Annotated in this window: 9 protein-coding genes; 6 read left to right on the top strand and 3 right to left on the bottom strand. The window is 64.9% G+C overall.

The window, feature by feature from the left end; all coding sequences use genetic code 11:
- Window positions 1–15: 15 nt before the first annotated feature.
- From QN085_RS13885 to QN085_RS13875, 3 genes are read right to left on the bottom strand one after another with little or no spacing between them, the layout of a single operon-like run.
- Window positions 16–489, bottom strand: a complete 474-nt coding sequence (locus QN085_RS13885; RefSeq protein WP_023662460.1) for a curlin — start codon at window positions 487–489, stop codon at window positions 16–18.
- A 15-nt stretch (window positions 490–504) separates the two neighbouring features.
- Entirely contained in the window at window positions 505–2,736 is a 2,232-nt protein-coding gene (locus QN085_RS13880) for an Ig-like domain-containing protein (protein WP_023662459.1), read from the bottom strand.
- Window positions 2,737–2,768: 32 nt separating this feature from the next.
- Window positions 2,769–4,097, bottom strand: coding sequence for a hypothetical protein (locus tag QN085_RS13875; RefSeq protein WP_023662458.1), 1,329 nt, complete (start codon window positions 4,095–4,097; stop codon window positions 2,769–2,771).
- Between the two features lie 441 nt (window positions 4,098–4,538).
- On the opposite strand from QN085_RS13875, the gene QN085_RS13870 reads away from it, so the two are divergent.
- The 6 genes from QN085_RS13870 to QN085_RS13845 all read left to right on the top strand — a co-directional run bounded on the left by QN085_RS13870 (window position 4,539) and on the right by QN085_RS13845 (window position 11,416).
- Entirely contained in the window at window positions 4,539–5,279 is a 741-nt protein-coding gene (locus tag QN085_RS13870) for a gluconate 2-dehydrogenase subunit 3 family protein (RefSeq protein ID WP_023662457.1), read from the top strand.
- A 3-nt stretch (window positions 5,280–5,282) separates the two neighbouring features.
- On the top strand, window positions 5,283–7,067 hold the full coding sequence (locus QN085_RS13865) for a GMC family oxidoreductase (protein ID WP_015270510.1): 1,785 nt from the start codon (window positions 5,283–5,285) through the stop codon (window positions 7,065–7,067).
- 12 nt (window positions 7,068–7,079) lie between these two features.
- Entirely contained in the window at window positions 7,080–8,324 is a 1,245-nt protein-coding gene (locus tag QN085_RS13860) for a cytochrome c (RefSeq protein ID WP_023662456.1), read from the top strand.
- Window positions 8,325–8,596: 272 nt separating this feature from the next.
- Window positions 8,597–9,616 carry a transcriptional regulator PtxS gene (gene ptxS, locus QN085_RS13855; protein ID WP_023662455.1) on the top strand — a complete coding sequence of 340 codons (1,020 nt, stop codon included), beginning with the start codon at window positions 8,597–8,599 and terminating at the stop codon, window positions 9,614–9,616.
- 68 nt (window positions 9,617–9,684) lie between these two features.
- Window positions 9,685–10,473, top strand: a complete 789-nt coding sequence (locus QN085_RS13850; protein ID WP_023662454.1) for an IolE/MocC family protein — start codon at window positions 9,685–9,687, stop codon at window positions 10,471–10,473.
- Complete coding sequence (locus QN085_RS13845) at window positions 10,466–11,416, top strand: sugar kinase (protein WP_024087185.1); 951 nt, start codon at window positions 10,466–10,468, stop codon at window positions 11,414–11,416. Before QN085_RS13850 ends, QN085_RS13845 begins: the two co-directional genes overlap by 8 nt.
- Window positions 11,417–11,431: the final 15 nt, after the last annotated feature.

The raw sequence follows: 11,431 nt of genomic DNA, 5'->3' as shown, positions 1-11,431 counted from the left end.
GGGGTGCCTCCAGGTCTATCGGTATTGGGTTATCTGCACGTGCTGACCATTGCCGGCCTGGGTCACGGAGCTGTTCAGGCCGGTGCCGGACTGCACGATGCTGGCGCTGTTGTCGTTGCCGATCTGCTCGATGGCCGCACTGTTGCTGCTGCCGGTCTGGCGGATCGACGCGCTGTTGCCATTCCCCTGTTGGCTGATGAAGGCCATCAGGTCACTGCCTTCCTGCAAGATGTACGCTTCCTGCGTGCCACCGGCCTGGACGATGCGGCCCAACAGGGCCTGGCCGTTCTGGTCGAGGGCGGCGCGGTTGCCCGCGCCTTGCTGCTCGATCACCGCAGCCTGGCCGGCGCTGGCCGGCAGCAGGCGGATGATCACCGGTTCGCCGAGGTCGTTGCCGGGTGCGAGGTCGGCATTGTCCAGCAGGTCCTCGGCCCAGCAGGCCTGGCCCACCACAGCCAGGCCGAGCAGCAGGGAGTACAGGCGTCTCATTGCAACCTCCGGCCTTTACTGCACGGTTACGTTGACGGTGCGTGTGGTGCCCTGGCTGGTGGTGATCGTCGCCGTCGGTGCCGCAGTCGGGATGATCGTGGTGCTGTTGCTCACCGCCAGGCGCCAGCGGCCGGTCAGCGCCACCGTGGCGGTGCCAAGGGTCTGCACGCCGGTAGTGGTGGTTACCCGCACGGTGACGGTATTGCCGGTGGTGACCGACGAGGTACCGCTGAGGTCCCAGTTGTAACGGTTGTTGGAGCGTGCCGTGACCGTGGCGGTCGTGACCGTGAAGGTTTCGGCGGCGGGCCGTGGCGATACGTTGACGGTGACGGTGCCGGCGTTGGACAGGGCCCCCAGCGAGTCACGAGCCTGGTAGGTGAAGGTAGTGGTGAAGGCCGTGGTCACCGTGGCCGGTGGGGTGTAGGTCACCGTGGTGCCGTCGGTACTGACGGTGCCCCGGCCGGCAGCCGGCTGGGTGACGGCAGCAACGCTCAGCGGTACGTTGCCTTCCGGATCGGTGTCGTTGGCCAGCACGTTGATGGTCAAAGGAACGCCCAGGGTGGCGACCGTTTCCGGGTTGGCGGTCGGGGCCTGGTTGGGCGCCACGTTGATGGTGACCGTGGCTGGTTCCGACTTCAGGCCCTTGGCGTCCACCGCCCGGTAGCTGAAGGTGGCCACCACGGGTTGCGTGGCCCCGGCTGGCGGGGTGTAGGTGACCGAGGTGGTGCCGTTCATCACCACGCCGCCAAGACCGGTACCGGGCTGGGTAAGGTCGCTGATGGTCAGCGGTACGTTGCCATCCGGGTCGCTGTCGTTCTGCAGCAGGTTGAGGGTGATCGGGATGCCCACGCTGGTACTGCCGGTATCGGCCTGGGCCAGCGGCGGCTGGTTGGCCGCCTCGACCGGCGCGTTGCCGACCACGACTACCGGTTCGACATCGCTGCCGCCGCGTGCCGATTTCACCGTGATGGTGGCTGGTGGCTGCGGCACGTCGTTGACGGTCAGGCTCTGCAGCGTGCCCGCCTTGGACAGGCGACCGTAGCCTTGGGCGATCAGGTCCGGGACCGCCACTTCGTCACTGGAACTGGCCTCTATCAACAGGCGCTTGTTGGCCCAGTCGTAGCGTGCGGTGCCGACCTTGACCACGTCGGTGAGCTTGCTCGACAGCGCGGTCGGCTGGGTACCGCCGGCGCTGTCGCTGGCGGTGACCACCACCACTGTAGGCGGTGCTTCCTGGCCGAACTGCTGGTGGAAGAACAGCCCGTTGTTGTCGGCGGTGAGGGTGTACTGGCACGGCGAAGGCGGGGTGCCGACCAGGGCAATGCCATTGCGCATGCACAGGCTGGCTGCGCTGGGCGCCTTGGCGAACACTTCCGTACGGGTGCCGGTGGCATTGCGCGAATAGGTGGCGCGTTCCAGGCTGACCGGGGTCTGGGCCCGTTGGTCGAGTACCTTGCCTGAAACAGTGAAGGTGTTGGTCTGGATGGTGCCAGCGGGGCCTTGAATGCGCACGAAGTTGGTATTGAAGGGGCTGCCGGTCACCGCCTCGGTGATATTGGGGTCGCCGATGTAGGTTTCGATGGCGCCGGTATCGGGGTTGACCTCGGTGTAAGGCCCGCCAACACCCTTCAGCCAAGGGCCGATCGCCCCCGCCAGCGCTCCCCGGAAGTTGCCTGGTGCGCCAATGCCAATGTCCCGGGTGATGTTGATCGCCCGACGCCCCGCCGTGGTGACGTTGACCGTCTCCACCCCGTAGGGATGGGTGATGGTGTAGGTACCGGTACTTGGGACCGAAGCACGGATGCGGATCCGGGCGAAGCTTTGCTGGTCACCATCGACAGGGTTTTCGGCGGCGAAGGCAGCCTCCACCCCGGCTACATAAACCTCCAGTTCATAGCCGCTGTTGCCGACCTGCGGAATGGTGGTTTCCGCCAGGAACCAGAACATCTCGGGCGGCCAGTTGTCCGGGAACACCAGCGGCAGGGTATCGTCATAGATACCAGGCTCGGGCAACAAGGTACACATGTAGGCCGGTGCCCCCGGCGCGCCTGGCGCACGCGTACTGGTAGCACGGGATTGGCACAGCTCCAGGGACTGGTCGAGGCTGTCCTTGTACCACATCGGATAGCCACCGGTGGCGAAGGTGTAGGGCCCCGGGTCGACATCGGACAGCGCGGCAAACGCGGCGCTGGTAACGGTAAGGGAGAAACCGGCGGCCAACAGCGCACGGCGCGACCAAGTGTTCATGCTGCCTCCTTGAAGGCTGAGCCTTTGTCTGTTCATGGCACCAGCACCACGTCTTCGGTGTCGCTACCGCCGTTGGTACTGGTGACCTGCACCTTGGCCGGCGGGATCGGCGACAGGCTGGTGCTCAGCGTCTTCACGGCGCCTGTGCCGCTCAGGTTGCCGATCAGCGCGCCGTTGCCGGTGTGTGCGGTGAGCACTGGCGGCGTGGTTTCGTCGCTGGTGCTGGCCACCAAGGTCAGCTCGCCGGTGGACAGACGGAACTGGGCCTGGGTGATAACGACCAGGTCGGTCAGCGGTACATTGGCGGTGGTCAGGCTGCTGGCAGGGATCGCCACGCTGTTGTCGGCGGTCAGCGTCAGAATCGTCCCGGCGGCCGGGTCGAGCACCGACTGGGCGTACCAGGCACCGGTACCGTTGGCCTCGGTGAGGTTCAGGTTGGGTGTCTGGCTGGTCAGGGTGACGCTGGCCGGTGGCGGCGGGGCCATCACGAAGATGTCCTGCTGGGCGCGCAGGTCGCCGTTCTCGGTATGCCGCGAGTAGGTACTGCGTTGCGGCATCAGCGGGGTTGGCAGGGTCACTTCGGAAAGCTTGCCCGAAACCGCGAACAGCTCGGTGCGCAGGTCGATGCCGCCGGGGCCTTCGATGCGCACGTAGTTGGTATTGAAGGGGCTGCCGGTCACCCGTTCTTCCAGGTTCGGGTCGCCGATGAAGCGCTCGCTGCCTTCGGTGTAGGGGCCGTTGACACTGCGCAGGAACGGCCCGACATCGCCTTTCAGGGCGCCGGTGAAGTCGCCTGCGCCGGCAATGCCGATGTCGCGGGTCATATTGATCGCCCGGCGCCCGGGCGCAGGTACGTCGAACACTTCGACGCCGTACGGGTGAGTGACCACGTAGGTGCCGGCGGTTGGCACGTCGACCCGGATACGCACCCGGGCGAAGCTGACCTGGTCGCCGTCGACCGGTTCTTCGGCGGCAAATGCCGCTTCGATCGCGGTGCCGTAGCTGAGGTCGATGCCGCGAGTGGCGTCGACGATGGCGGCATCGGCGGTGAACCAGAAAGCTTCGTCAGGGAAGTTGGTGGGGAATACGATGGGTTGGGTATCGTCGAACACGCCGGGGGTGGGCAGCAGCGTGCACATGTACGAAGGTGCGCCGGGTGCGCCAGGCACACGCGAGCTGACCGCCTTTGTCAGGCACAGGTCGAGGGTACGACCGTGACTGTCCTGGTACCAGGCTGGGAAGCCACCGTTGGCGGGAACATAGGCGCCTGGATCGACAGCGTTCAAGGCAGCCTGCGCCGGGAGTTGGAGCATGCCGGCGAAAATGGCCAATGCCAGCGGGTGGGGTATCGGTCGGTGCATGAGACATTTCCTCCTGCAAACGGGCCCATGGACTTGGGGCGTCTGGCAGGAGATCGGCAATAGGCGTGCCAAGGCAGAAAAAATGTGCTGCAGCCCTTGCAGGGCAAGGGATCCATTTCTCTTGCAAGGGCGATTGCAGGGGGTGGGCCGTTGGGTACCGTGTCCCCAAGGTTGGGGACTGGGGCAGGTGGTACCGACCCAATCAATTGCGTGAACGCGGCCCTGTAGGTGCGGTCTTGCGGCGAATACCCATGTAGCCAGCCAAGGCCGGCCGGCCGCAAAGCCCGGGCAGCCCTTTGAAATCAAGCCTGAAACCGGTTTCAAAACATTTCTGAACGCGCTAGATTATCCGGCTGTTTTCTTGATGGCCCATCAAGACCCCCCCATATTGAAAATCAGATGGCGCTTTTCAAGGCCGCACACAGCCGATGAGGATTCGCAATGCCTGAGCATGCCCCCGACAATCCGCGCAGGGACTTTCTGCGCAAGACCTTGACCTTGATCCCTGTGATCACAGTGGCCAGCACGGGGCTTGGCGTGGGTGCCAGTCAGCTGCTTGCGGCCCCGCAACACGAGCCCAAAGTGCCGGCCACGCCGCCTGTGGGCAACTACCAGCCGACTTTCTTCACTGCCGAGGAGTGGGCCTTCGTGCAGGCTGCCGTCTCGCGCATCATCCCGGCCGACGAACTTGGCCCTGGCGCACTTGAAGCCGGCGCTGCCGAATTCATCGACCGGCAGATGAACACCCCCTACGCAACTGGCGCGCAGTGGTACATGCAAGGCCCTTTCAAGGCCGACGCCGCGCCCGAACTGGGGTACCAGCTGCAACTCAGCCCGCAACAGATCTACCGCCTGGGCATCGCCGCCGTGGATGGCTGGTGCAAGGCCAATTCCGGGCAAGTTTTTGCTGCGCAAGATAGCGCTACCCGAGACCGCATTCTCAGCAAGATCGAGGCTGGAGAGCTGGTTTTCGACGCCGTGCCAGCCAAGGTGTTCTTCAGCCTGCTGGTGCAGAACACCCGTGAAGGGTTCTTCTGCGACCCGATCCATGGCGGCAACAAAGGCATGGTCGGCTGGACCCAGATCGGCTTCCCCGGCGCCCGTGCCGATTTCATGGATTGGGTCGAGCGCAACGAGCCTTACCCGTTCCCCGCTGTTTCGATCCGTGGCGAGAGGGCCTGAGGCATGACGACCGTGATGAAGAAAGTGGACGCGGTGATCGTGGGCTTCGGCTGGGCCGGCGCGATCATGGCCAAGGAACTGACCGAGGCGGGGCTGCAAGTGCTGGCCCTGGAGCGGGGGCCGATGCAGGACACCTACCCGGAAGGCAGCTACCCGCAGGTGATCGACGAGCTGACCTACAGCGTGCGCAAGAAGCTGTTCGTCGATGTGTCCAAAGAGACCGTCACCATCCGCCACGGCATGAACGACGTGGCGCTGCCCAATCGCCAGCTCGGTGCCTTCCTGCCGGGCAAAGGTGTAGGTGGCGCAGGCCTGCACTGGTCTGGCGTGCACTTCCGGGTAGACCCGATGGAGCTGCGCATGCGCAGCCACTACGAAGAACGCTACGGGCGCAAGTTCATCCCCGAAGACATGACTATCCAGGACTTCGGGGTCAGCTACGAAGAACTGGAACCGCACTTCGACTTCGCCGAGAAGGTGTTCGGTACCTCTGGCCAGGCCTGGACCGTCAACGGCCAGGTCGTTGGCGAAGGGAAGGGCGGCAACCCCTATGCGCCAGACCGTTCCAGCCCGTTCCCGCTGCCTTCGCAGAAAAACGTGGTGTCGGCCAGGCTGTTCGAAAAGGCGGCGGCCAGCCTGGGCTACAAGCCCTACAACCTGCCCTCGGCCAACACCTCCGGCTCATACACCAATCCGTACGGGGCGCAGATGGGGCCATGCAACTTCTGCGGTTTCTGCAGCGGCTACGTGTGCTACATGTACTCCAAGGCCTCGCCCAACGTGAACATCCTGCCGGCGCTGCGCCAGGTGCCGAACTTCGAATTGCGGCCCAACGCCCATGTGCTGCGGGTGAACCTGGACGACAGCAAGCGCAAGGCCACCGGCGTCACCTACATCGACGCCCAGGGGCGGGAAGTGGAGCAGCCGGCGGACCTGGTGATCCTGGCGGCGTTCCAGTTCAACAACGTACGCCTGATGCTGCTGTCCGGCATCGGCAAACCGTACGACCCCATCAGGAACGAAGGCGTGGTCGGGCGTAACTTCGCCTACCAGAACATGGGCACGGTCAAGGCGTTCTTCGACAAGGACACCTACACCAACAACTTCATCGGCGCCGGTGGCAACGGCATCGCCATCGATGACTTCAACGCCGACAACTTCGACCATGGCCCGCACGGCTTCGTCGGTGGCTCGCCGATGTGGGTGAACCAGGCCGGCACACGGCCGATTGCCGGCGGCGCCACCCCGCCTGGCACACCGGCCTGGGGCAGCGCCTGGAAGAAGGCCACCGCCGATTACTACACCCACCAGGTGTCGATGGACGCGCATGGTGCCCATCAGTCCTACCGTGGCAACTACCTGGACCTCGACCCGACCTACCGCGACGCCTATGGCCAGCCGCTGCTTCGCATGACCTTCGACTGGCAGGAAAACGACATCAGGATGAACCAGTTCATGGTCGACAAGCTGAGCAAGATCGCCCAGGCGATGAACCCCAAGACCATTGCCGTGCTGGGCAAGAAGGTCAAGGACCACTTCAACACCGCCAGCTACCAGACCACCCACCTGAACGGCGGCGCGATCATGGGCACCGACCCGAAGACCAGTGCCCTGAACCGCTACCTGCAAAGCTGGGACGTGCACAACGTGTTCGTTCCGGGGGCTTCGGCGTTCCCCCAAGGGTTGGGCTACAACCCGACCGGGCTGGTGGCTGCGCTGACCTACTGGTCAGCCCGCGCCATCCGCGAGCAGTACCTGAAAAACCCTGGCCCGCTGGTTCAGGCTTGAGGAGCGATGCGCATGAAGACAATGTTGATCGCAACCCTGCTGGGTGCCAGCGTGGCTGCTCAGGCTGCGCCGAATGACGATGCGCAGGTGCGCCAGGGCGAGTACCTGGCCCGCGCCGGCGACTGCGTCGCCTGCCATACCGCCAAGGGCGGCAAGCCGTTCGCCGGTGGGCTGCCGATGGAAACACCGATCGGCACGGTGTACTCCACCAACATCACCCCGGCGGCCAGTGGTATCGGCCAGTACAGCTTCGAAGACTTCGACCAGGCGGTGCGCAAGGGCATCGGCAAGGATGGCAGCACCCTGTATCCCGCCATGCCATACCCGTCCTATGCGCGCGTCAGCGAGCAGGACATGCAGGCGCTGTATGCCTACTTCATGAAGGGCGTGGAACCGGTCGAGCAGACGAACAAGGCCACCGATATCCCTTGGCCGCTGAGCATGCGCTGGCCGCTGGCGGTCTGGCGCGGGTTGTTCGCGCCAGAGGCCAAGCCCTGGCAGGCATCGGCGGCAGCCGACCCGGTGGTCAACCGCGGTGCCTACCTGGTCGAGGGCCTGGGGCACTGTGGCGCGTGCCATACGCCGCGGGCACTGACCATGCAGGAAAAGGCACTGAGCCCACAGGAGGGCGAGCAGTTCCTGGCTGGCAGTGCACCGCTGGAAGGCTGGATTGCCAAGAACCTGCGTGGCGACCACAAGGACGGCCTGGGTAGCTGGAGCGAAGAGCAGCTGGTGCAGTTTCTCAAGACTGGCCGTAGCGACCGCAGTGCCGTGTTCGGTGGCATGAGCGACGTGGTCGAGCACAGCATGCAACACATGAGCGACGCCGACCTGACCGCTATCGCCCGCTACCTGAAGACGTTGCCGCCAAGCAACCCTGACGACCAGCCGCACGTGTACGACAAACAGGTGGCGGATGCGCTATGGAAGGGTGACGACAGCAAGCCCGGGGCGGCGGTGTACATCGACAATTGCGCGGCCTGCCACCGTACCGATGGCCAGGGCTATACCCGCGTGTTCCCGGCCCTGGCCGGCAACCCGGTGGTGCAGACGGCGGATGCCACATCGCTGATCCAGGTGGTATTGGCGGGGGGCACGGTGCCAGCGACGCACGCGGCACCGTCGAACTTCACCATGCCGGCGTTCGGCTGGCGCCTGAGTGACCAGGAGGTTGCCGAGGTGGTGAACTTCATTCGCACCAGTTGGGGTAACCAGAGCAGTGCCGTCACTGCCAGTGACGTGAAATCCCTCCGTTAACTGCATTCCCCTGTCTGCCCCCCCAATCCACTGTAGGAGCGGGTTTACCCGCGAATGCGTCTGCACATTCAAAATCGCATTCGCGGGTGAACCCGCTCTCACAGAGTTTTGCATTTACTTTTCTTTATTTATCAGTTAGTTAAAGAGCATTCTTATTACATTTACTATGCATGGATAACGCACTCCCGACCAACGGCATGTTGACGAGCGCGTGCGATTTTGCTGTATTGAAACCGGTTTCATCGCTATCACAACAATCATAAGGACAGCCCATGACCGACGCGCCTGCCCATGCCCGCGAACGGGTCACCATCAGCGAAGTAGCGCGTGTCGCTGGCGTTTCCAAGGCCACCGTCTCCCGTTACATCGGCGGTGACCGCCAGTTGCTCGCCGAAGCCACCGCCAAGCGCCTGGAAGAGGTCATCGAGCGCCTCGGTTACCGCCCCAACCAGATGGCCCGTGGCCTGAAGCGCGGCCAGACGCGCCTGATCGGCATGCTGGTGGCCGATATCCTCAACCCCTATTCAGTGGCCGTGATGCATGGCGTGGAAACAGCCTGCCGCCAGCATGGCTACAGCCTGGTGGTGTGCAACACCAACCGCGACGACGAGCAGGAGCGTCACCATCTGGTGGCCCTGCAGTCCTACAACGTCGAAGGGCTGATCGTGAACACGCTTGGCCATCACCCCGGCGAATTGCTCAACCTGCAGCGCGACATCCCCATGGTGCTGGTCGACCGCCAGTTGCCCGAACTGAATGTCGACCTGGTTGGCCTGGACAATGCCGACGCGGTCGAGCAGGCCCTCGACCACCTGCAAGCTCAAGGCTACCGCGACATCCTGGCGGTAACCGAACCCCTCGATGGCACCAGCTCGCGCCTGGAGCGAGTACAGGCGTTCGGCACCTCGGTCAGCCGTCGCCCCGGCATGCGCCAGCAGGTGCTGGAGACCGGCACCGGGCTGGATGACCAGCTGGCTGCGTTCCTTGCCGGCAACGGCCATGGCCCGCAGGCCATCTTTACCTTCAACGGTGTCGCCACCCTGGCCGTGACCCGGGCCCTGCACGAAGCAGGGCGCAATCTGTTCGTGGACGTCGGGCTGATCGCCCTCGACGACCTCGACTGGTACCCCTTGGTCGGCAGCGGCATCACTGCACTGGCCCAGCCCACCGAGCGAATCGGCGTGGCGGCATTCGAGAGCCTGCTTGGCCGCCTGCGCGGCGACAGCGGGGCAGCCCGGCGCATCGACTTCAAGGCCGAGCTGATCATCCGAGGTTCAACCCAGCCACAGTAATCACAGGCAGGCACCTGCGTGCCTGCTGTCATCAAAAAAATGAAACCGGTTTCATAAGGACAAGAACAATGCACTCGAACCCCGTTTCCATCAGCCTCTCCAGCTACGGTGCCGACTTTGTCCGGCAGCGTGGCCAGGAGCAATTCCTTGACCTGCTGGCTGCCGCCGGCGTTACCCGCGTGGAGCTGCGCGAAGAACTGTTCACTTGTGCGCCGGACACTGCAGCGCTGGCTGCAGCCATTGCCGCGCTACGCCTGGAGTGCCTGTATTCCACGCCCCTGGAACTGTGGACCGCACAAGGCGTGCCTGACCCGCAATTGGCGCAGAAGCTTGAAACTGCCCGCGCCCTTGGCGCGGTCGCGCTCAAGGTTTCCCTGGGCCACTACCATGCGGGCTGTGACGTCGCGGCCTTGGCGACGCTGTTGCCGGCGCATGGGCCATTGCTGCTGGTGGAGAACGACCAGACCGCGCATGGTGGACGGATCGAACCCCTGCAGCAGTTTTTCCAGCGCGCCGACGAGCTCGGGCTGACCCTGGGCATGACCTTCGACATCGGTAACTGGCAGTGGCAGGGCGAGCCTGCCCGACATGCCGCACGCCAGCTGGGCCGCTGGGTGCGCTATGTGCACTGCAAGGCCGTGCAGTGCCGGGCCGATGGGCGCCTGGTTGCCGTACCGCCAGAGGCATCGGACCTGCAGGAGTGGGCCGAGCTGATGGCCGAGCTCACCCCTGGCGTGGTACGCGCTGTCGAGTACCCGCTGATGAGCGACGATCTGCTGGCGCTGACCCGTGCCCAGGTGCGCGACCTGGCGGCGCTGGGGCAGGGCGTATCGAGCGAGGAGCTGAGCCATGCATGAGCATGACGTGTTGTGTTTCGGCGAGACCATGGCCATGTTCGTCGCCGAGCAGGCCGGCGACCTGGCCAGTGTCGGCCAGTTCGGCAAGCGCATTGCCGGCGCCGACAGCAACGTGGCCATCGGCCTGGCGCGGCTGGGCTTCAAGGTCCGCTGGCTGAGCCGGGTGGGCGACGATTCGCTGGGCCGTTTCGTGCTCGACAGCCTGCGCCGCGAAGGGCTGGATTGCTCTGGTGTCGAGGTAGATGGCAGCTACCCCACCGGCTTCCAGCTCAAGGCCCGCTGCGATGACGGCAGCGACCCGGCGGTGGAGTACTTCCGCCGTGGCTCGGCGGCCAGCCGGCTGTCGCCGGCGCTGCTGCGCCCGGGTTCTCTGCAGGCCCGCCACTTGCACGCCACCGGCATCCCGCCGGCGCTGTCGGACGGCTGCCGGGCGCTGTCCCATGCGTTGATGGACGCCATGCGTGCCGCCGGGCGCAGCATCTCGTTCGACCCCAACCTGCGCCCCTCGCTGTGGCCTGACCAGAGCAGCATGGTGCGCGAAGTCAATGCCCTGGCGGCCAAGGCCGACTGGGTGCTGCCAGGCCTGGAAGAGGGCCGCCTGCTGACCGGGCAGCACACCCCGGCAGACATCGCCGCTTTCTACCTCGACCAAGGGGTGGAACTGGTGGTGATCAAGCTGGGCGACGCCGGTGCCTACTTCCGCAGCGCCAAGGGCGAAGGCCAAGTGGCGCCAGTGCCGGTCAGCCAGGTGGTAGACACTGTTGGCGCTGGCGATGCCTTTGCCGTCGGCGTGCTCAGTGCGCTGCTGGAGGGCCACCCGGTAGCCGAGGCAGTGGCGCGTGGCAACTGGTGCGGCAGCCGCGCCGTGCAGTCGCGTGGCGACATGGAAGGGCTGCCGCTGCGCCATGAGCTGCAAGCCCACGACTTGCGCAGAAGCGCCTGAACACTTGACCCGAAA

The sequence above is a fragment of the Pseudomonas sp. M2(2023) genome (assembly GCF_030263955.1).
Classification (GTDB): Bacteria; Pseudomonadota; Gammaproteobacteria; order Pseudomonadales; family Pseudomonadaceae; genus Aquipseudomonas; species Aquipseudomonas asiatica.
Note: the sequence above shows the minus strand (reverse complement) of the source record. Positions and strands in the feature narration are given on the sequence as shown.

Coding starts and splice junctions, on each gene's coding strand:
- QN085_RS13885 (WP_023662460.1), bottom strand. CDS start 489: ATGAGACGCCTGTACTCCCTGCTGCTCGGCCTGGCTGTGGTGGGCCAG.
- QN085_RS13880 (WP_023662459.1), bottom strand. CDS start 2,736: ATGAACACTTGGTCGCGCCGTGCGCTGTTGGCCGCCGGTTTCTCCCTT.
- QN085_RS13875 (WP_023662458.1), bottom strand. CDS start 4,097: ATGCACCGACCGATACCCCACCCGCTGGCATTGGCCATTTTCGCCGGC.
- QN085_RS13870 (WP_023662457.1), top strand. CDS start 4,539: ATGCCTGAGCATGCCCCCGACAATCCGCGCAGGGACTTTCTGCGCAAG.
- QN085_RS13865 (WP_015270510.1), top strand. CDS start 5,283: ATGACGACCGTGATGAAGAAAGTGGACGCGGTGATCGTGGGCTTCGGC.
- QN085_RS13860 (WP_023662456.1), top strand. CDS start 7,080: ATGAAGACAATGTTGATCGCAACCCTGCTGGGTGCCAGCGTGGCTGCT.
- ptxS (WP_023662455.1), top strand. CDS start 8,597: ATGACCGACGCGCCTGCCCATGCCCGCGAACGGGTCACCATCAGCGAA.
- QN085_RS13850 (WP_023662454.1), top strand. CDS start 9,685: ATGCACTCGAACCCCGTTTCCATCAGCCTCTCCAGCTACGGTGCCGAC.
- QN085_RS13845 (WP_024087185.1), top strand. CDS start 10,466: ATGCATGAGCATGACGTGTTGTGTTTCGGCGAGACCATGGCCATGTTC.